Below are 19,902 nucleotides of genomic sequence, written 5' to 3' on the forward strand. Positions count from 1 at the left end.
ATGGAAGTGAATTGATTAACTAATGACAAAAAATGAAAGATCGAATATGACACCTATGAAGGAAGATTATTTAAAAATTATTTTTGAATTAGGCGGTACGCAAAAGAAAATATCGAATAAACAGATTGCGCTTAGTCTGAACATTGCGGCCGGATCAGTTACAGAAATGGTCAATAAACTAGTTAAAGAAGAGTTAGTAGAACATACGCCATACGCAGGGATTTCGTTAACGAAACCTGGGATATTATTGGCAGAAGATTTAGTTCGTAAGCATCGTTTATGGGAATGCTTCTTAGTTTATAAATTAAATTATAAACTACAAGATGTTGACGGTGAATCAGAGTTACTTGAACATGTGACAAGTGAGTACTTGCTTGATCATTTGAGTGAATTCTTGGGTCATCCAACACACTGTCCTCATGGCGGTGTGATACCTGACAAAGAAGGTAACTATGAGGAAGATAGCCATCTCGTTTTAGAAGCAGTAGAAGATAACACTAAAGTTGTGATTGAACGATTCATTGATAATCATGATTTGTTAACTTATTTAGATGATTTAGAATTACACATTGGTGATAAATTAACAGTTGTTTCTCATGCGCCTTTTGAAGGTCCAGTTGAAATCAAATTAGAAAATACTGGTGAGGTTAGAAATATTAGTTATAAAGCCGCTCATTATATTTTTGTGAAGTAGGTATTATGATAACAAAAGAAATTTTTATTAAATAGCTAAAGACTGTTGATATCAAATAGATATCAGCAGTCTTTTTTTGGAAATATAGCAATATTTAATAACTGGTAAAATGATTTAAGGTTAGCCTAAACTTTTTGTTTACAATGTATAAAGTTTGAGTATAATAAGGAATTGAGAAGAAAAGAATTTAAAGGAGTGGTAAAAAATGTCGAAAGAAGTACAAGAACCAAAAATGACTACCACAACAAATAGTGCTAGTTTGGAAGAAGTAAATGGATCAGTAGAAGTTCCAAAAAGTGCCGGATTTTTACGAACTTTATGGGCTTTTAGTGGACCAGGTGCATTAGTCGCTGTTGGTTACATGGATCCAGGTAACTGGATTACATCAATTGTCGGTGGTGCACAATACCGTTACTTACTATTATCAGTCGTTATTTTCTCCGGACTTATCGCTATGTTAATGCAATATATGGCTGCTAAGTTAGGTGTCGTAACAAGAATGGATTTAGCACAAGCAATTCGTGATCATACTAATAAACCGGTTGGATTTTTATTATGGATCATGACAGAATTAGCAATTATGGCAACAGATATAGCCGAAGTAATTGGTGGAGCGATTGCTTTACAATTACTTTTTGGAATTCCATTAACAGTCGGCGTTATGATAACTATATTAGATGTTTTCTTACTATTATTATTAACAAAATTAGGATTTAGAACAATTGAAGCGATTGTTGCAACATTGATTGCATCAATTTTAATTATTTTCCTTTACTTAGTTGCCTTATCAAAACCAAGTTTAGCAGGTATCATGGGTGGTATTTTACCAAGAGCATCAATCGTTATGAACCATGATCAATTAACATTAGCTTTAGGTATTATTGGTGCAACAGTAATGCCTCATAACTTGTACCTTCACTCTTCAATTGCACAAACACGTCAGTACGATTCAACTGATGAAGAAGAAGTTGCAAAAGTTGTGCGCTTTACAACTTGGGATTCAAATATCCAATTATTTGGCGCAACAATTGTTAACAGTTTACTTTTACTTTTGGGGGCTGCTTTATTCTTTGGACATGCAGATCAATTACAAGCATTCGGTGATTTATACCGTGCATTAAGTGATAATACAATTGCCAAAGGGATTGCATCACCTGTACTTTCAACTTTATTTGCCGTAGCTTTACTGGCTTCTGGGCAAAATGCAACGATTACCGGAACCTTGACTGGTCAAATTATAATGGAAGGTTTCATACATTTAAAAATGCCATTATGGGCCCGTCGATTGGTTACACGTATCATAGCAGTTATCCCCGTTATGATTGCCGCAATCATTTGGGGTGGGACAGAAGGCGTATTAGATAATTTACTTGTTTATTCACAAGTGTTCTTATCAGTAGCCTTACCATTTACGATGATTCCATTAATCTGGTTTACATCTTCTAAAAAATATATGGGTGAACGATTCGTTAATCCACTTTGGGTATCAATTATTGGTTGGGCAGCCGCAATCGGGTTAACTATTTTAAATGTTCAATTAGTCTTCAATTTAGTCATTCAATTTTTCCAAGAAGTTTTATAAAATAAGGAGGAAATTCATATGAAAAAAAGTTTTGAGTTACCAAAGCATAAGAACATTCTTGTCGGCGTCGATAATTCGGCAGATGCCCAATTAGCATTCTTAGAAGCGGTTAGTCATGCTTTAGATGATGATTCTCTGCTGCATATTGTAACTGTTCTGGAGTCGGATGATTTGAATGTTTTTCAGGTATTAACAAAAGATACATTAGCTGAAAAACGTTTGAAGGTTGAAAAACAACTTCAAGAGTATAAACAAAGCGCATTAGATGCTGGTGTTAAGGAAGTACACATTGTTCTTGCTGAGGGTGAACCTGGTGAAACGATTGTCAAAGATGTTATTCCTGACGTTAAACCTGATTTAGTCGTTGTTGGATCAGCTATAACTAAAGGGATTGGTAAGTACTTAGGTAGCCAAGCATCATACGTGGCTAAGTATTCTCCCGTTTCAGTTATGGTTGTTCGTTAATAGAAAAAAGTTATACAAAATGGTTGAATCTTATAAAGATTTAACCATTTTTATTTGGAAAACGTTTACTTGTTTATTTATATATAAGGTTTATGTTATGCTTTTATGTATAACATAAATAGGAGCATGATGATGATATCAAATTATATTTCAATATTAAAAAACGAGTTTAAAGGTTATAATGCAACAAAATTAGCTAAAGATTTTATGGCAGGTTTAACGGTAGCTGCAGTTGCTATTCCGTTAGCCTTGGCATTTGGTGTCTCAAGTGGGGCAACAGCTGCTGCTGGGTTAATCACAGCCATTGTTGCTGGGATTTTGATAAGTACCTTATCTGGGGCATATTATCAAATATCAGGACCAACTGGAGCGATGGCCGCAGTATTAATGGGTGTTATTGCACAATATGGATTAAAAGGGGTTTTTATTGCTACATTGATTGCCGGAGTGATTTTATTGTTAGCCGGTATATTTAAATTAGGCGTTTTAACGACTTTTATTCCTGCCCCTGTTATTACAGGATTTACATCAGGAATTTCAATTATTATTGCTTTCGGGCAATTAGATAATTTTTTTGGTACGCATTCAAACGGAAGTAGTTTAATTGAAAAAATTGGTAGTTATCCTAGCTTAGGTTTTCAACCTAAGTTGGCAACGACTTTGATGGCAATTTTAGTTGTTATTGCACTTTTTATTTTTCCAAAAAAATGGAATAAAGTTATTCCTGCATCGTTGATTGCAATTATTGTTACTACGGCAATTACAATGATATTTAAATTAGATGTCGCAACAGTTGGCGAGATTCCAACAAGTGTTATCAGTGATGATAGATTACATTTAGGTGCATTAAATCTTCAAACAGTTAAAAATCTAATTATTCCTGGCGCAAGTATTGCTTTACTGGGAATGATTGAAAGTTTATTATGCGGGGCATCTGCTGGTCGCATGACAGGTAAAACCTTAGATAGTAATCAAGAATTAATCGCTCAAGGTATTGGAAATATGATTTTACCATTTTTTGGTGGTATTCCAGCAACGGCTGCGATTGCTAGAACGAGTGTAGCAATTAAATCAGGTGCACAGACGCGATTGACAGGCGTTTTCCATGCACTTGCGTTATTAGTTTCAATGCTTTTATTGGCACCAATCATGTCACAGATTCCTTTATCGGCATTAGCTGGCGTGTTAGTTGTGACTTCATGGCGGATGAACGAATGGTCAGCTATCAAGTATCTCTTTAAAAATAAATTTAAAAGTGCTTTAATTCTATTTTTCTTAACATTAATAAGTACCGTTATTTTTGATTTGAGTACGGCGATTATGGCCGGTGTTTTAGTCGGGATCGTTATTTTTGTGGCTAAGAGTTCTATTTTAGATGTTGTTGTTGAAGATGTTGATTTAAGCAAAGTCGAAACAACACAAGATAGATTAAAAGATGATTGGGCAGTTGTCTACATCACTGGACCACTATTTTTCATGTCTGCGGATCGATTAGATAAGGCACTACAGCCACTTCATGAACGAGATTTAGTTATCTTTTCATTGCGAGGCGTACCATCAATTGATAATACAGCAATGGCTGTTATTCAGGATTTCTATAGTGATGCTCAGACTAAAAATCATGAAGTGATTTTTTCTTCAGTTCAACCAAATGTAATGAGAATGTTTGAACGATCTGGCTTTAAAGATGTGGCTGGGGAAGAAGCCTTTTATTTCTCAGTTGATCGTGTTCTAAAGGAAATACTATAAGATGTACATTATTGACAAGGATATTTAGGCATGTTAAGATTCATTCAACTTAATAAATAAAAGTTAACACATAAGTAGTCATTTATCTGGGAGTCAGAAAGTTGGTGGTTGATGCGAACCAATCAGGATAAATTAACCAAATACGTTAACGTTATTTTAAACATCGGATAAATATCTAGAACCGTTATCATCTAGTGAGTGAGAATTTGGGTTCTCAATTAAACTGGGTGGTACCACGGCTAGAGTCGTCCCTGATACAATATTTAATATTGTATCAGGGACTTTTTTTGTCCAGAAAAGGAGTGTTAAAAATGAAAAATATAAATTGGGGTCAGTTTCGATATCAAACTTTTCATGATAAATACTAGAATCGACTAAAAAATAGGAGTGTTTACTAATGAAAAATAAATTATCGTTTACAGAAGCAGCAAGTGTTTTAGTAGTAATGTTGATTATTATGGGATTTGGTGTAATTAAGTTTGGGTTATCACCTCAAACACCAGTTATGTTAGTGATTGGGTTGTTAATTTTATGGGCTAGAATTCGTCATTTTTCATGGGATGAGATTCACGCGGGTATCAAGGATGGAATGAGTACAGGGTTAATTCCCATCTTTATTTTTATTTTGATTGGCTCATTGATTGCGACTTGGATTGCGGCAGGAATTATTCCAACCTTAATGATTTGGGGATTTAATCTGATTAGTGTTCAATTCTTTGTGCCTTCCGTTTTTATTGTCTGTGCTATTATCGGATTATCAATTGGGAGTGCCTTCACTTTAATTTCAACTGTGGGTATCGCACTATTCGGTATGGGGATGACGATGGGGGTTAATCCTGCACTAGTGGCAGGAGCAATTATTTCAGGTGCTATCTTTGGGGATAAAATGTCTCCCTTATCAGATTCAACGAACTTAGCAGCTGCCATTGGAGAATCTGATTTATTTAAACATATTAAAAATATGATGTGGACAACAATTCCTGCTTTTGTAGGATCTTTAATTTTATATTTCATTTTGGGAAGTGGTAGTATGGCAGCAAATATGGATAAAATCAATCATACGATTTCAATTTTATCTAGTCACTTTTCAATCACAGCTTGGGCGGCATTACCAATTATCTTAATGTTTGTCTGTGCCTGGTTAAAAATTCCAGCTATTCCAACGTTATTTATCAATATTGGTGTATCGTTAGTTATGTTATTTATTCAAAAACCATTTACGAGTTTACAAGATGTTGCGGCGTTGATTCAGTCAGGATTTGTTTCTAAAACTGGAGATGCAAATGTGGATATGCTGTTAACACGAGGTGGCGTTTCAAGTATGATGGGAACCGTGTCATTAATAATTTTAACTTTAACGTTAGGCGGCTTACTAATGAACTTCAATATTATTGAAGTCGTTATGGAACCTTTAGTTAAACGTTTAAATTCATCTGGTAAATTAATTACGGCAACTATTTTTGCTGGAATTGGAGTTAATTTATTTGTTGGAGAACAATACTTATCAGTTATTTTACCTGGAAAAGCGTTTAAACCCGCTTTTGATAAATCAAAATTAGATAATTTAGCCTTAAGTCGTGCACTTGAAGATGGCGGAACAGTGATTAATTACTTAATCCCTTGGGGTGTAGCTGGTGCGTTTGCAGCAAGCACGTTGGGAGTTCCAACGCTAGACTACTTACCATTTGCGTTCTTTAGCTTACTATCGCCTGTCTTTTCAATCATTAGTGGTTGGACGGGAATCGGGTTACGTGCAAAGAGAGCCTAATAAAAACGGGTCACAATGAATTTTATATTCGTTGTGACCCGTTTTTTTGTTATTTCTCATTCTTATTGAGTGTAATTAAGTACATTGTCATGAAGATGGCGATTAAAACCATGACTGTCCCAAAAAGTGGCGTCATACCTAATCCGAGATTAGAAACAACTTGTCCACCAATTAAAGAGCCTAACGTAATGCCAATATTGAAAGCAGAAATATTTAGCGACGATGCTAAAGTAATATCTTTAGGGGTATATTTTTCAGCTAATTGAACAACGTATAGTTGTAATCCTGGAACATTCATAAAGGCGAATAGTCCTAAGGCCATAACGGTTAATAAACCTAGAATTGACATTTTAGCAGTAAAGAAAAGGATAAATAAGACGACTGCAAGTCCGATAAACATTTTTAATAATGCTTGGAGCGGATTATGGTTTGCTAAACGGCCGCCAATCGTATTTCCAAGGGCAACCATCAATCCGTAGACGATTAAAATGATAACAACAGCACTTTCACTGTAACCCATTGAAGTTTCTAAGAGTGGCGTAATATACGTATAAACAACGAATGTCCCACCGTAACCTAAGGCGGTTAATGATAACGTAATCAATAGATATTTGTTCTTAAGGACACGGATAAAACCATGCGCATCAGATTTTCCAGGAATTGGTAAACCATTTGGTACGAGGAAAAAGTTGGCGATTAAACCAATTAGTCCAATGATACTAATAAAAATAAATGATCCATGCCAACTAGTATGTTGACCAATAAATGTACCTAAAGGAACACCGGTTACAGTTGCAACGGTTAAACCAGTAAACATGACTGAAATAGCACTAGCACGTTTTGAAGGTTCAACAACATCAGCCGCAATAACGGAAGCGATTGTCATGAATATACCGTGAGACAATGCAGAAATAATTCGACCAATTAATAAAATTGAAAAAGTTGGTGCAAATGCTGCAACTAAATTACCAACGATAAATAACGCCATGATACTTAAGAGTAATTTTTTTCGATCAAATTGGCCAGTTAAAATAGTTAGAACGGGTGCACCTATTGTGACACCGAATGCATATAATGAAACGCTAAGTCCTGCCTGACTTAATGAAATACCAAAATCTTTGACTAATAAGGGGATGAGCCCAACGCTAATAAATTCTGTTGATCCGATTGCGAAAGCACTAATAGCCAATGCTAAGAGTGTTAGGGATGGTGATATTTTTGGTTTTTCCATAAGTTTGTAAAGCCTCCTTGATTTTTGTTGGAATAATGCTACAATTTATGATTATACGTGTACGCAACAATAAGACAATAACGTACTAAAAAGTGCTATAGGAACTTTTTAGTGCCTATAGGAGGAAGAATGGAAGATAAAACATATAATATTGGTGTTGAAGCGACTTTAGAAGTCATTGGCGGAAAATGGAAAACAATTATTTTATGCCATTTACGTGGTGGAAAAAGAAGAACTAGTGAGCTGAAACGTGCAATTCCGAAAATAACCCAAAAAATGTTAACGCAACAATTACGTGAATTGGAAGCCGATGGGATTATCTCTAGACATATCTATGAACAGGTACCACCAAAAGTAGATTATCAATTGACTGAATATGGTGAGTCTTTGAGTACTATATTAAATAAATTGTGTGTTTGGGGCGAAAAACATGTTGATCGGTTAAATGAGCAAGACCAACATGTTGTTTTAATGAATCGAGATAAAGTGTCATAACTGTCATTATTGATTGCTATTCGAGAAATGTAGCTGGCAGTTACTGTTGTTCATATGTTATGGCATAATCTGGTAATTGCTGTATAATAATCATTTACAGTTATTTATAAAAATTATTGAAAGAAAGTATGAGAATTAAATGTTAGCAAACTTATATGGACCATTTTTTGATCTAAACAATTGGAAAACAGTTGTCGAATCAAGTAGTGATTGGATAATTATCCTATCATTAGCAGTAATCGAATGCTTATTATCAGTGGATAACGCAATTGTATTAGCTGCACAAACACAAAAATTACCAAGTAAAAAAGAACAAGAAAAAGCATTATTTTACGGATTATGGGGTGCATATATTTTCCGGTTCATCATTATTGGAATTGGAACATTTTTAATTGATTTCTGGGAAATTAAAGTAATTGGCGCTGGGTATCTTATTTACCTATCAGCCCATTATTTCTTTTCAAAAATTAAAACGCCAAAACCTAAATCAGAGAAAAAAAGTAATGGACGAAAAGGTCCATTCTCATTGTTTTGGTCAGTTGTTATTTCAATTGAGATGATGGATATTGTTTTTTCAATTGATTCTGTCTTAGCATCGTTAGCAATTTCGACAAATCCAGTCATTGTTTTAATCGGTGGGATGTTTGGAATTTTAGCCATGCGTGGGATTGCGACATTGATTATGAAGTTGATGAAGGTTGTTCCGGAGTTAGAATCAATGGCTTACTTGCTAATCGCATTAATTGCGGTGAAGTTATTCCTTTCTATCCCTCAAATTGGTATCGAAGTTTCAGCAGTACTTTTTGCTGGAATTGTTTTTGGGGCTATTATATTAACGACTTTAATTCATATGTATAATATTCAGAATAAAAAATAACGAAACGAAGGCGATAAAATGGTCACAAAAGTAACAGATAAAACGCTCGCGGAACATACAGATTCCGGATTAACAATTGTTGATTTATGGGCTCCTTGGTGTGGTCCATGTCGTATGATGGAACCTGTTATTGATGAATTAGAACAAGAATTCAAAGATGATATGCAATTTGTAAAGTTGAATATTGATGAAAATAAAGAAACAGCATTGGAATATGATGTCATGAGTATTCCGAGTTTTCTATTATTTAAAGATGGCAAAGCAATTGAAAAAGTTGTTGGTTATCATGATAAGAGTAAATTTTCAAAGTATTTAAGTGAAAAAGTTGCTCAAAATAAAGCAGTATAAATAAAATCCCACTACAAATTTTGTAGTGGGATTTTATTTTAGGCTTAACTATTATTAATGGCAGTCGTAACCTTAAAGGTGCATACTAAAGAAAATTATAAAAGGAGATTATTATGAAAAAAATTGGGTTTATTGGAACGGGCGTTATGGGCTCAGCAATTGTTAGTTATTTATTGAAAGCGAACTATGAAGTAACCGTGTTTAATCGAACCAAATCAAAGACAGATGACTTAGTTAGCCAAGGGGCAATATGGGCTGATTCGCCACAATTGGTTGCGGCTAAAAGTGATATTATCTTCTCGATGGTTGGTTTTCCTGCAGATGTAGAAGCAATATATTTTGAAGAAAATGGTATTTTTGCTGGTGCTAAAAAAGGCGCAATTGTAGTTGATATGACAACAAGTACACCAACACTAGCGAAAAAAATTGGTGATTACGCGGAAACTCATGAGTTGTTTGCGTTAGATGCACCTGTTTCTGGTGGTGATATTGGTGCAAAGAATGCGAAGCTAACAATTATGGTTGGTGGACACAGTGATGTATATGAACAAGTGAAACCTATTTTTGAAAAGATGGGAACAACAATTGCCTTGTTTGGTGGTTATGGATCAGGCCAACATGTAAAAATGGCTAATCAAATTATGATTGCTGGAACAATGACCGGAATGACTGAGCTGTTAGTTTACGCTAAGGCAGCAAACTTAGACTTGGAAAGTGTCATTAAAACAGTTGGCGGGGGAAGTGCAGCAAATTGGAGTTTAGACAATTATGCGCCCCGAGTTTTAAGTGATGACTATACACCAGGATTCTTTGCAAAACATTTTCTTAAAGATTTGCGTATTGCATTAGACGAAGCAGAAAAAATGAATATTAATCTACCCGCAACAAAAGAAGCTAAAGTACTATATGAAAAATTAGTTGATGAAGATGGATTAGGTAATGACGGTACACAAGCATTAGTTAAATTGTGGTGGAAATAAATAAGTCGATACAACTAATAAATAAGACCATTTCAATATGAGATAGTCTTATTTATTTTTGATGATTTTAACCAGCCAATTTGTAATAAGTAATAAAAACAGCATCAAAATAGTAATTAGACCAATAGATAAGGCAAATTTTGATAGTAGAGTCATCATTAAAGTCTGGTGATTAAATAGAGTTAAGAAATAATAAAAGATAATGATTAAAAGTGCTAATAAACTGAATCCAAGACCAAATCCTTTTCTATCTGCTGAGCTTAAATCAAAACCACCAATTGTAATAGATGTTGTGATTAACAACCACAGGATAAGTCTTAATGACCAAGATTGAAATAACGAGGTGAATAGGTTAAATAACGATTGAGTATTAAATGCTTGGTTAACTAGCATTGTTGATAGTAGATTAAAAGAGTGAGGTAGCAGTAGAATAAAAAGGCCAATAATTACGATTGAACAGCCAATGATGGGCGCAATACCGGCCATTGCTTGTCCAATTTTACCACGCATATTTTTAGGTGAGCTATAACGAACGAATCCAAGTGAGTTATCACCAATTTCGGGATGTGGACGTTTAATTAATTTAACTTCAATGGCGTGAAATCCAAATAAAAAAGCCATTATAGCATGACTTGCTTCATGGATAATAATACCCAATGAACCCAAGTATAATTGTTGATTTAATGATAATTGTTTTTTTGTATTACTGTTCACAGCTGTTAGTAAAAAAGCAGCTACAAGAAGTGGTATAACACTAAGAAAAATCAATGTTATTAGCGTATAAATGGTTTGCATCCTTAAGACCTCCTTCGTGATTAAAATATTAGCACGATTCTTAATATTTAGAAACAAAAAAGAGACTGCTGGGAAGGCAGTCTCTAGGGAGTAAGTTGTAGAGCTAATAAATTAGCTCTCTCTCTCATTACTTTGGAGGAGAAATGAAAAAGTATAAAGGTTAGTTATTTATGTTGTTTTGGGATAAGTTCAATATACAACATGAACCTTAAAATAACCTTAACATTAAGAAAAAATTTAAAAATAATCAAAAGTTTTTTTGGAATGCGCTTTCAATTACATTATATGTCCTTTATAATATTGGTATAGACCTTAATAATATTTAGGAGGAATAATAATGGGAAAATTAGGTATTTCAATTTATCCAGAACGATCAAATTATAATGATGATACAGCATATTTAGATTTGGCATGTAAATACGGGTATAAAAGAGTCTTTACGAGTTTACTCCAAGTGACAGATGGTAAAGATAAGGTATTATCAGAATTTAAAAAGACAGTTGCTTACGCAAATAAACTTGGTATGGAAGTAATGGTTGATATCAATCCTGATTTATTTGAACAACTAAATATTAGTTATCAAGATTTAAAATTCTTTGACGATATGGGTGCATATGGTGTTCGATTAGATTTAGGATTTACAGGTGCAGAAGAAGCAGCAATGACACGCAATCCATATGACTTAAAAATAGAAATAAATATGAGTTCTGGGACTAACTATGTGGATAACATTATGAGTTATTCACCAAAAAGAGAGAACTTATTAGGTTCACATAATTTTTATCCACATGAATACACAGGATTAGAGTATAACTTTTTTGTAGCTTGCAGTGAGAAATTTAAAAAATACAATTTAAATACGGCAGCTTTTGTTAATGCTAAGTCAGCTACTTTTGGACCTTGGCCAACTGCTGATGGACTATGTACATTAGAGGATCATCGACATTTAGATATTGCCACACAAGTTAAACATATGGTGATGACAGATTTAATTGATGATGTGATTATCGCAAACGCGTACGCTTCAGAAAATGAATTAAAAGCAGCATCAGAAGCATTCAACGCCAATTATCCGACGATTAAAATTGAAACGGCAGATGATATTACTGAGGTTGAAAAAGTAGTATTATTTGATAATATTCATAGTTACCGCGGAGATCGTTCAGCGTATCTTTTACGTTCGACAATGACACGGGTTGTGTATAAAGATAAAGAATTTCCTGCACATAATACAAAATTAATTAAGCGTGGTGACGTCTTAATTGATAATGAAGGTTATGGACAATATAAAGGTGAAACACAAATTGCTTTAAAAGAAATGAAAAATGATGGTCGTGTAAATATTGTTGGGCATATTATAGATGATGAATTATTCTTACTCGATTTTTTGAAACCATGGAGTCAATTTAAACTAAGCCAAGATTAGCCTAAATGGATCACTAGATAATTTCTAGTGGTCCATTTTAATTTGGTATTAACTAGATAATTCGGTAAAATGAAGTAGTAAATGTAAAATTGATAAGAAGGTCATAAAATGAATTATATAATTGTTGCATTGTTTGCTTTTTTTGGTGGAATAAGTCGGTACTTACTTGGTTTAACGATTATTCAACCAAATGGATTCCCACTGGGGACATTAATGATTAATGTCGTAGGGTGCTTTATTTTGGCGTTCTTAGTTCAGTATATTGAAACAACCGAAAAAGTCCCAGATTGGTTAACTTTGGGGATAAAAACAGGTTTTATAGGTGCTTTTACAACGTTTTCAACATATAGTTTGGAAGCTGTAAAGTTAATAGAGACGCAACAATGGGGCTATGCACTCATCTATGTGTTAGTAACGATTATAGGTGGACTTTCCATGACATTACTTGGTTATTCATTAGGCAATCGGATTGGAGATTGGCGAATGGAGAGTGAACGTTCATGATGACACTATTAGTTGGGATTGGCGCTGCAATCGGTGCTATGTTAAGATATGGGATAACAAATTTAAGTAATCGATATCTAACTGATCAATTTCCAGTTGGAACGTTATTAATTAATCTGATAGGTAGTTTTATTTTAGGTCTTTTAACAGGAATTAATTTATCTAGTCCGATGTTAGTCTTACTTGGTACTGGAACAATGGGTGGTTTTACAACCTTTTCAACGTATAACTTTGAATTGGTTAAATTAATTAAAAGCCAAAAAATATCGTTATTCATGATTTATTTATTAGCTAGTTATATTGTTGGTGGCTTGATGACACTGTTAGGATTAGTTATTGGTCGCCAAATGGTTAGTTAAATTAAAGTATTCGAGCATAATGTGTGATAGGATAGTAAAAATAGGGATGTGAAATAATGAAAATTGCTGTATTAACGGATAGTTCAGCTTATCTTACAGATGAGATTGTTGAACAATTAGATATTAAAGTAGTAAATAACCCAGTATTATTTGGAAATCATGTCTATCATGAAAATGCCGATTTAACGGCAACTCAATTTTATCAATTATTAAAAACAGAAGATGTTTTACCAACAACTTCCCAGGTATCGATGGGTGAAATGGAAGAAAAATTTAAGGCACTTGCTGCTGAAGGCTATACAGATGTTATTTGTATCCATTTATCATCAGGTATTAGTGGATTAGTTGGTAATCTTGAAGCTTTCGCATCATCTGTTTCGGCCATCAATGTGCATGTTTTTGATTCGAAAATTGATTGCGCGGGGATGGGTAACATGGTTCAATTGGCTGCCACATTAGCTAATAAAGATAAAAACGTTATGGAAATACTTGAAAAGTTAGCCGAATTAAGAGAAACAACACGGGTTCTTTTTGTTGTTGATGATTTAAATCATTTAATGAGGACCGGTCGTTTATCAAATCATTCAGGTTTTGTTGGAAACATATTGAAAATTAAACCGATTTTAACTTTTGATAAAGAAGGTAAAATCGTTGCTATTGGTAAAGAACGCAAAATGAAAAATGCCTATTCTGAAATTAAAGCTCAATTCTCAGAAGCAACACGTTCACTTGATTATCCAGTTCAAATTAATTTAATTGATGCGAATAATCCGGAACTTCAAGCTGAATGGGGACAAGACTTGAGAACTAGTTTTCCTAAAATGAAATTTGAATCGGGTTATATTGGACCACTTGTCGGTGTTCACACAGGTGAAAAATGTTTAGGATTAATCTGGTCGAGAGATTGGAAAAGTCTAATAGATTAAATAAAGAAAACGGTTTTATTATGAATTATTATTCATAATAAAACTTTTTTTTGTATAACAAACGAAAATGTTCTGATAATATTCAAAAATAATTCATAATTATTAGCTATGCTTATTCTTATCAAATAATTTAAGAGAATATGGAGGTAATAAATATGAATTTTTTTAAACGTGCTTTATTAAATCTTAAAGCAAAAAAAGGACGATCTTTTTTACTTGTATTAGTTATGTCAGCTATTATGTTATTCGTTTTAGCAGGATTAATTATTCAAAATGCAGCAACAACTGCGGCAAATGATGCGAAGAAGAGTGCGGGTGCAACGGTGACATTATCAGCTAATCGAGATAAAGCTTTTAGCGAGATGAAAACTTCAAGCTCAAAAACCACTAAACCATCATTAAACTTAGCTGGGGTAACAGTCGCAACAGCTAAAAAAGTTGGTGCATTAAGCAATGTGAAGAGTTACAGTATCACCACTTCAACTACAGCTAATGCTTCTTCATTTGATGCCATTAAAACAACATCGACCTCAAGTCAAAGTGGTGGGATGGGCGGCAAGAAAATGGCAACTTCTGCAACAACGGGTGATATTTCTATTTCCGGTGTAAGTTCAACGGCTAGTGCACTAAATACTAGTGGTGCCAAAATTACAAAAGGTCGTGGTTTAAATTCGAGTGATTTAAATACTAAAAACGTTGTGATTGAATCAGAACTTGCTTCTACTAACCATATTTCTGTGGGCAATACAATTACAATGAAATCAACTGGTGGTACGAAGTATAAAGTTGAAGTTGTCGGTATTTATAAAGCTAGTTCAACTAGTTCTACAAGTATGGGTGGGCCAGGAGCTACTGATCCATCAAATACTATTTATACAGCTTACACATTTGCGAATACTTTAAAAGGTAGTAAGTATAAAGATACGGCCGATTCAGTTGTGTATACATTAAGTGATCCAGCCAAGTCAGAAACTTTCACAAAAGCAGCTAAGAAATTAATTAACACATCTAAATTTTCAATGTCAACAAACGATAGTACTTATCAATCAATGCTGACACCATTGAATAATGTTAAGAGTTTTGCCCAAAAAATTGTTCTATTAGTCGCAGTTGCAGGAACTATCATTCTTGCCTTAATTGTTATTTTAATGATTAGAGAACGTCGCTATGAAATTGGTGTCCTCCTATCATTAGGTGAAAAACGTTGGAAAGTTATTGCACAATTCTTTGTTGAAATGTTTATGGTTCTACTCGTGTCATTAGTTGTTGCCGGAATTGGTGGGAAATTCGTTGGTAATGCAGTAGGTGATCAATTGATAAGCCAACAAACAACGACATCTACAACAGCTACAACTTCAAATGATATGCAAGGTGGAGGCGGTGCGCCAAGTGGTACTAAAGGTGGACAATTTGGTGGAACAGATCCAAGTGGTATACCAGGGCAGTCAGCGACAACTAAATCTGAGAAATTAAAGAATCTAAGCACAACTGTAAGTATCAAAGATTTGGCAGAATTAGGTGGTATGGGTCTGGCAATTATCTTTATCTCGATTATGTTAGCATCGTTAGGTATTTTACGACTTGAACCCAAGAAAATTCTGATTTCATAAATAATAGAAAGGAGTGATTAAATGATTGAAATTAAAGATGTCGCGTATTGGTATGAAAATAAGGATAACCCCTTATTTGAAAAGGTTAATTTAACTTTTGAAAGAAGTAAATCATATGCAATTGTCGGTAGTAGTGGCTCAGGAAAAACAACATTTCTCTCACTAATTGCTGGTTTAGATAAACCAAAATCTGGAGAAATTATATATGAAGGTGAGGCAATCAATAAAATCGGATTAACTCATTATCGAAATAAAGATGTCTCGATTATCTTCCAATCCTATAATTTATTTACTTATATGTCAGCGTTGGAAAACTTAATGACTGCGATGGACATTACCGGAGCAACACATGCTGGTGATAAACAATATGCCTTTGATATGTTGAAAAAAGTTGGTATTGATGAGGATATGGCTAAGAAGAACGTTCAACATCTTTCTGGTGGGCAACAACAGCGAGTCGCTGTTGTCAGAACGATGTGTTGTGACGCACGATTAGTCGTAGCTGATGAACCGACCGGTAATTTGGATGAAGTTAATACGAAAGAAATTATTGAATTACTTCAAGATTTAGCTAAATCACAAGATAAATGTGTCATCATTGTAACGCATGAACCAGATGTTGCTAAAATGTGTGATACGCAATATGTATTGAAGGACCGTGAGTTTCAAGTTATAGAGTAAGAAATAGCCATATGTATAAGGAAAACTTATACATATGGCTATTTTAGTTGATTGATATTTAATTTATCGTAGTTGCTTCTTATCATTAAAAAATTGTTTATATGAAAGATAACAAACACTAATTGATGAGATACTTGTTGCTGAAAGTAACATGAAAGTGACCATGATTTGGTATTTAATCGCAAAGACAGGATCAACACCGGCGAAGATTAACCCAGACATCATTCCAGGTAAACTAACGATACCAACCGTTTTAGCTGAATCAATAGTAGGCGACATCCCTGTTTTGATACTTTCACGGATAATAGGGTATGCTGCTTGTTTGAGATCTGCACCGAGTGCTAGTTTTTCTAAAATCTGTTGGCGTTGATCACGGAAATTACTGTTAAGGTTACGGTAACAAAGACCAATCGCAACCATTGAATTACTAGCAATCATACCAGTAATTGGAATAATTTGTGAAGGAATAAATTTAAGCGTTCCAGCTAGTAGTAAAAGGCCAAGTGTAACGGACGTACTACAAAAAATGGCAATGAACGAAATACGAAAACTATGTGGAATTCCTGCGCTTTTTTTATGTGCACTATACGCAGCGTTAAAGAAAACAATGAACATCATAACTAAAGTTAGAATAATATTATTAATATTAAAGACGTACTTTAAAATGTATCCGACGATGACTAATTGGATAATTGCACGAATGACACTATAAATAATATCTTTTGCTAGGCCTAATTTTTCTTTATATACAATTCCTAGTGAGACAAGTACTAATGAAAAAGCGAAAACGAGAGAAAGATTATTAACGGCTAAATTATGCATGTCTAACCTCCGTTATTTTTCCGGCCTCGATATTAATTAATTGATCAGCCAGTTTTATTTCATTATCATCATGAGTAACAGCGATAATAGTGATTTTATTTGAGTCATTTAAACGATTAATTAATGCGTGTATAATGTTTTTACTTTCTGAATCTAAAGCACTTGTGATTTCATCAAGCAGTAAGATTTTGGGTAAAAAGATTAAATTACGAATTAAGGCAACACGTTGCTTCTCGCCACCAGATAGTTCATTTATTGATTTCTGAAGATAACTGCTGGGTAAGCCTACGGATTCTAATTCAGAAATGGCACGAGATTCATCGAAGTCTTGCTTACGAACGATATAAGGAAACTCCAGATTGTCTTTAACGGTTTCGCCGAATAAAACGGGGGTTTGGAAGCAATAAGAAACAATCCGACGATATTCGATTGGGTCATAACTGTCAATTGATTTTTCATTGAACTTAATATCACCAGATGTTCTTGAAATTAAACCAGCGATTAATTTCAAAACGGTACTTTTACCGCTTCCAGATGGACCGGTGATTGTTAAAAAGTCTCCAGGGTTTACTTGAAAAGAGATGTGGTTCAAGATTGATTGGTTACTAAGTTCTAGTGAAATATCTTGTAAATCAATAATAGGTTGCATAGTAGGACCGCCTTTCTGATATAACTCATTTTCAGATTACCATGTTTAGCTGTGGGAATAAAGAAAAGTATTTTAGAGAATCTAAGCATATAGATTTAAAAACCTAATAGTAGTAAAAAAGCTAACATCGCTTAGATGTTAGCTTAGTAAATCTATTTCTGATAACTAATTAATTCGATTATATGCTGATCTGGATCTGAAATTGTAATCGATTGTGCATTTTTAACATCTTGCTTTTCAATCGGGCCAGAGATAATAGTCACAAAATAATTTTTCAAGTGATTTTCCATAGCGGTCATTGAATCACTAACGACGAAACTAAGTGTCATTGGAATAACATTAGTTGATGGCTCAAAAATAATTTTTTGATGGCCAAAATGAACAGTAGGTAACTCACTATTTTCAATCATAGTCATATCAAAAACTTCATGATAAAAACGTAAACTTCTTTGGACATCAGTTACGGGAATTGTGATTGCTTCAAAACGTTTAACTTTCATAAAATAAGAAACCTTCTTTTTATTGTTTTTTAATTTGTTTATTAAAGAAACTGAATAGGAATACAGTACTGATGACGACAATGATTAATTCTGTGACGGGTAAAGCAACCCAAACACCAGTTAAGTTGAAGAAGTGGGCAAAAATAAATAATAAGCCTAGTAGTAAGACATAACCGCGCAAGATAGCTAGAATAAGTGCATGTTTGGGTTCGCCAATCGCTGAGAAAAACATGCTAAACACAACATTAAGGGATGATCCAAATAAGCTTAAGAAGTAGATTGGAATGCCTATTTCAGCATAATGGATTAACTCTTGGTTGTTACTATTATTGAATAATGCAATAATAGGATCTTTTTCAAAGGTCAATGTAAGGTATAAAATTGTGCCAATAATAAAACTAACAATTAACCCAAAACGTAATATTTGCTTAACTTCTGGCCAATTCCGAATTCCAAATTCTCGACTGAGTAAAGGCTGAATTCCTTGGGCAACACCATTAAAAAGTGATAAAGCGACTAAGACGATGTTTGCGATAATTCCATAGGCTGCGACAGCTGTATTTCCCGCTAAACTTAAAATGACAAGGTTGAAAGCAAAAATGCTGACACCTGTACTCATTTCAGTTAGAAAGACAGGGAACCCGAATTGAACAACTTTTTTTATTGTCTTAAAGTGAATAGACGTTCGTTGGAGCGTTAAAAGACGTCCTTCCTTTTTACGATGGAAGGTTAATATAGCTAAAGCAACAATTGGAGAAACAGCAGTTGCCATTGCAGCACCACCCATACCAAGATGTAATGGGTACATAAAAATATAATCAAAAATGATATTGAATAAACTAGATACTAACATGGCAACCATCGATAAATGTGGATTATTATCGTTTCGAATGAAACTTAAAACGAGATAATTACAAGCAAAGAATGGTGCAGCTAGCAAAATATAAGTTAGGTATTCAGCAGCTAATTTGTAAGTTCCTGCGTTTGCACCTAAAAAATAGAGTAAAGGTTTCATGAATAAAAAGCCTAAGACTGAGAAAGCTAGGCCGAAAATAATCCCAACAATTAAAACCTGTGTGAAAATTTTTTGACTCGCTTTTTGATCCTTAATCTTTAAAATAGAAAATAAAGTTGCACCACCAATTCCGAGTAACAACCCGACGCCATTTAATAAATTAAAGAGGGGTAATACAATATTTAAAGCCGCTAAACCAGTTGTTCCAACCGCATTAGCAATGAAATATGTATCTGCCAGAAGATACACAGATAAACCTAAAGTACTTAAAACGTTCCGTGTGACGTAACCTGAAAGTTCACGACGGATAGAAACCGTTTGATTATTCATTTTGAGCTCCTTATCGGTACCTATTTTTTATAATCTTATAATAATGGACAATAAAAAATAGGTACCAACATCCTTCATTAAAAAATGGCCTCTTGG

21 protein-coding genes are annotated in these 19,902 nt (G+C 34.0%); 15 read left to right on the forward strand and 6 right to left on the reverse strand.

Annotation, left to right across the window (positions count from 1 at the left end; genetic code table 11):
• Positions 1-46: 46 nt before the first annotated feature.
• The 5 genes from AC1RPY_RS01095 (at position 47) to nhaC (ending at position 6,258) form a co-directional block, all read left to right on the forward strand.
• Positions 47-694, forward strand: a complete 648-nt coding sequence (locus AC1RPY_RS01095) for a metal-dependent transcriptional regulator (RefSeq protein ID WP_481761142.1) — start codon at positions 47-49, stop codon at positions 692-694.
• A gap of 205 nt (positions 695-899) precedes the next feature.
• The gene (locus AC1RPY_RS01100) at positions 900-2,276 is read left to right on the forward strand and encodes an Nramp family divalent metal transporter (RefSeq protein WP_481760965.1); all 1,377 of its coding nucleotides are present in this window, start codon (positions 900-902) and stop codon (positions 2,274-2,276) included.
• Between the two features lie 18 nt (positions 2,277-2,294).
• On the forward strand, positions 2,295-2,741 hold the full coding sequence (locus AC1RPY_RS01105) for a universal stress protein (protein ID WP_481760964.1): 447 nt from the start codon (positions 2,295-2,297) through the stop codon (positions 2,739-2,741).
• 132 nt (positions 2,742-2,873) lie between these two features.
• Positions 2,874-4,490: a SulP family inorganic anion transporter gene (locus tag AC1RPY_RS01110; RefSeq protein ID WP_481761141.1), complete on the forward strand. Its 1,617-nt coding sequence runs from the start codon at positions 2,874-2,876 to the stop codon at positions 4,488-4,490.
• A gap of 397 nt (positions 4,491-4,887) precedes the next feature.
• Positions 4,888-6,258: a Na+/H+ antiporter NhaC gene (gene nhaC / locus AC1RPY_RS01115; RefSeq protein ID WP_481760963.1), complete on the forward strand. Its 1,371-nt coding sequence runs from the start codon at positions 4,888-4,890 to the stop codon at positions 6,256-6,258.
• A 49-nt stretch (positions 6,259-6,307) separates the two neighbouring features.
• Here the strand turns inward: nhaC and AC1RPY_RS01120 are convergent, their stop codons facing one another.
• Complete coding sequence (locus AC1RPY_RS01120) at positions 6,308-7,489, reverse strand: MFS transporter (RefSeq protein WP_481760962.1); 1,182 nt, start codon at positions 7,487-7,489, stop codon at positions 6,308-6,310.
• Positions 7,490-7,618: 129 nt separating this feature from the next.
• Between AC1RPY_RS01120 and AC1RPY_RS01125 the strand changes: the two genes are divergently transcribed.
• The 4 genes from AC1RPY_RS01125 to AC1RPY_RS01140 all read left to right on the forward strand — a co-directional run bounded on the left by AC1RPY_RS01125 (position 7,619) and on the right by AC1RPY_RS01140 (position 10,189).
• Positions 7,619-7,984 carry a winged helix-turn-helix transcriptional regulator gene (locus AC1RPY_RS01125; protein WP_409021715.1) on the forward strand — a complete coding sequence of 122 codons (366 nt, stop codon included), beginning with the start codon at positions 7,619-7,621 and terminating at the stop codon, positions 7,982-7,984.
• A gap of 139 nt (positions 7,985-8,123) precedes the next feature.
• Positions 8,124-8,861, forward strand: coding sequence for a TerC family protein (locus AC1RPY_RS01130; protein ID WP_481760961.1), 738 nt, complete (start codon positions 8,124-8,126; stop codon positions 8,859-8,861).
• A gap of 18 nt (positions 8,862-8,879) precedes the next feature.
• Positions 8,880-9,209, forward strand: coding sequence for a thioredoxin (trxA, locus tag AC1RPY_RS01135; protein ID WP_481760960.1), 330 nt, complete (start codon positions 8,880-8,882; stop codon positions 9,207-9,209).
• A 113-nt stretch (positions 9,210-9,322) separates the two neighbouring features.
• The gene (locus AC1RPY_RS01140; RefSeq protein ID WP_481760959.1) at positions 9,323-10,189 is read left to right on the forward strand and encodes an NAD(P)-dependent oxidoreductase; all 867 of its coding nucleotides are present in this window, start codon (positions 9,323-9,325) and stop codon (positions 10,187-10,189) included.
• A 48-nt stretch (positions 10,190-10,237) separates the two neighbouring features.
• Here the strand turns inward: AC1RPY_RS01140 and AC1RPY_RS01145 are convergent, their stop codons facing one another.
• Entirely contained in the window at positions 10,238-10,984 is a 747-nt protein-coding gene (locus AC1RPY_RS01145; protein WP_481760958.1) for a hypothetical protein, read from the reverse strand.
• Between the two features lie 337 nt (positions 10,985-11,321).
• Between AC1RPY_RS01145 and AC1RPY_RS01150 the strand changes: the two genes are divergently transcribed.
• From AC1RPY_RS01150 to AC1RPY_RS01175, 6 genes are all read left to right on the forward strand, one after another.
• Entirely contained in the window at positions 11,322-12,410 is a 1,089-nt protein-coding gene (locus tag AC1RPY_RS01150; RefSeq protein WP_481760957.1) for a DUF871 domain-containing protein, read from the forward strand.
• Positions 12,411-12,518: 108 nt separating this feature from the next.
• Positions 12,519-12,914, forward strand: coding sequence for a fluoride efflux transporter CrcB (gene crcB, locus AC1RPY_RS01155; protein ID WP_481760956.1), 396 nt, complete (start codon positions 12,519-12,521; stop codon positions 12,912-12,914).
• Positions 12,911-13,273, forward strand: a complete 363-nt coding sequence (gene crcB / locus AC1RPY_RS01160) for a fluoride efflux transporter CrcB (protein WP_481760955.1) — start codon at positions 12,911-12,913, stop codon at positions 13,271-13,273. Before crcB (AC1RPY_RS01155) ends, crcB (AC1RPY_RS01160) begins: the two co-directional genes overlap by 4 nt.
• A 56-nt stretch (positions 13,274-13,329) precedes the next feature.
• Positions 13,330-14,199 carry a DegV family protein gene (locus AC1RPY_RS01165; protein WP_481760954.1) on the forward strand — a complete coding sequence of 290 codons (870 nt, stop codon included), beginning with the start codon at positions 13,330-13,332 and terminating at the stop codon, positions 14,197-14,199.
• 155 nt (positions 14,200-14,354) lie between these two features.
• Positions 14,355-15,809, forward strand: a complete 1,455-nt coding sequence (locus AC1RPY_RS01170; RefSeq protein WP_481760953.1) for an ABC transporter permease — start codon at positions 14,355-14,357, stop codon at positions 15,807-15,809.
• Between the two features lie 21 nt (positions 15,810-15,830).
• Complete coding sequence (locus tag AC1RPY_RS01175) at positions 15,831-16,490, forward strand: ABC transporter ATP-binding protein (RefSeq protein WP_481760952.1); 660 nt, start codon at positions 15,831-15,833, stop codon at positions 16,488-16,490.
• A gap of 63 nt (positions 16,491-16,553) precedes the next feature.
• Here the strand turns inward: AC1RPY_RS01175 and AC1RPY_RS01180 are convergent, their stop codons facing one another.
• The 4 genes from AC1RPY_RS01180 to AC1RPY_RS01195 all read right to left on the reverse strand — a co-directional run bounded on the left by AC1RPY_RS01180 (position 16,554) and on the right by AC1RPY_RS01195 (position 19,806).
• Complete coding sequence (locus tag AC1RPY_RS01180; RefSeq protein ID WP_481760951.1) at positions 16,554-17,312, reverse strand: ABC transporter permease; 759 nt, start codon at positions 17,310-17,312, stop codon at positions 16,554-16,556.
• Positions 17,305-17,961, reverse strand: coding sequence for an ABC transporter ATP-binding protein (locus tag AC1RPY_RS01185; protein WP_481760950.1), 657 nt, complete (start codon positions 17,959-17,961; stop codon positions 17,305-17,307). Before AC1RPY_RS01185 ends, AC1RPY_RS01180 begins: the two co-directional genes overlap by 8 nt.
• A 152-nt stretch (positions 17,962-18,113) precedes the next feature.
• The gene (locus AC1RPY_RS01190) at positions 18,114-18,461 is read right to left on the reverse strand and encodes a VOC family protein (protein WP_481760949.1); all 348 of its coding nucleotides are present in this window, start codon (positions 18,459-18,461) and stop codon (positions 18,114-18,116) included.
• 19 nt (positions 18,462-18,480) lie between these two features.
• Positions 18,481-19,806, reverse strand: a complete 1,326-nt coding sequence (locus AC1RPY_RS01195; protein ID WP_481760948.1) for an MATE family efflux transporter — start codon at positions 19,804-19,806, stop codon at positions 18,481-18,483.
• Between the last annotated feature and the right edge of the window lie 96 nt (positions 19,807-19,902).

The organism is Dellaglioa sp. CoH-56-MRSF-12 (genome assembly GCF_056782075.1).

Bases quoted from the DNA above. Each gene is read 5' to 3' on its own strand.
- AC1RPY_RS01180 (WP_481760951.1), bottom strand. From the start codon at position 17,312: ATGCATAATTTAGCCGTTAATAATCTTTCTCTCGTTTTCGCTTTTTCA.
- AC1RPY_RS01140 (WP_481760959.1), top strand. From the start codon at position 9,323: ATGAAAAAAATTGGGTTTATTGGAACGGGCGTTATGGGCTCAGCAATT.
- nhaC (WP_481760963.1), top strand. From the start codon at position 4,888: ATGAAAAATAAATTATCGTTTACAGAAGCAGCAAGTGTTTTAGTAGTA.
- AC1RPY_RS01110 (WP_481761141.1), top strand. From the start codon at position 2,874: ATGATATCAAATTATATTTCAATATTAAAAAACGAGTTTAAAGGTTAT.
- AC1RPY_RS01150 (WP_481760957.1), top strand. From the start codon at position 11,322: ATGGGAAAATTAGGTATTTCAATTTATCCAGAACGATCAAATTATAAT.
- AC1RPY_RS01185 (WP_481760950.1), bottom strand. From the start codon at position 17,961: ATGCAACCTATTATTGATTTACAAGATATTTCACTAGAACTTAGTAAC.
- AC1RPY_RS01190 (WP_481760949.1), bottom strand. From the start codon at position 18,461: ATGAAAGTTAAACGTTTTGAAGCAATCACAATTCCCGTAACTGATGTC.
- AC1RPY_RS01125 (WP_409021715.1), top strand. From the start codon at position 7,619: ATGGAAGATAAAACATATAATATTGGTGTTGAAGCGACTTTAGAAGTC.
- crcB (WP_481760955.1), top strand. From the start codon at position 12,911: ATGATGACACTATTAGTTGGGATTGGCGCTGCAATCGGTGCTATGTTA.
- crcB (WP_481760956.1), top strand. From the start codon at position 12,519: ATGAATTATATAATTGTTGCATTGTTTGCTTTTTTTGGTGGAATAAGT.
- AC1RPY_RS01095 (WP_481761142.1), top strand. From the start codon at position 47: ATGACACCTATGAAGGAAGATTATTTAAAAATTATTTTTGAATTAGGC.
- AC1RPY_RS01145 (WP_481760958.1), bottom strand. From the start codon at position 10,984: ATGCAAACCATTTATACGCTAATAACATTGATTTTTCTTAGTGTTATA.
- AC1RPY_RS01120 (WP_481760962.1), bottom strand. From the start codon at position 7,489: ATGGAAAAACCAAAAATATCACCATCCCTAACACTCTTAGCATTGGCT.
- trxA (WP_481760960.1), top strand. From the start codon at position 8,880: ATGGTCACAAAAGTAACAGATAAAACGCTCGCGGAACATACAGATTCC.
- AC1RPY_RS01130 (WP_481760961.1), top strand. From the start codon at position 8,124: ATGTTAGCAAACTTATATGGACCATTTTTTGATCTAAACAATTGGAAA.
- AC1RPY_RS01100 (WP_481760965.1), top strand. From the start codon at position 900: ATGTCGAAAGAAGTACAAGAACCAAAAATGACTACCACAACAAATAGT.
- AC1RPY_RS01170 (WP_481760953.1), top strand. From the start codon at position 14,355: ATGAATTTTTTTAAACGTGCTTTATTAAATCTTAAAGCAAAAAAAGGA.
- AC1RPY_RS01175 (WP_481760952.1), top strand. From the start codon at position 15,831: ATGATTGAAATTAAAGATGTCGCGTATTGGTATGAAAATAAGGATAAC.
- AC1RPY_RS01195 (WP_481760948.1), bottom strand. From the start codon at position 19,806: ATGAATAATCAAACGGTTTCTATCCGTCGTGAACTTTCAGGTTACGTC.
- AC1RPY_RS01105 (WP_481760964.1), top strand. From the start codon at position 2,295: ATGAAAAAAAGTTTTGAGTTACCAAAGCATAAGAACATTCTTGTCGGC.
- AC1RPY_RS01165 (WP_481760954.1), top strand. From the start codon at position 13,330: ATGAAAATTGCTGTATTAACGGATAGTTCAGCTTATCTTACAGATGAG.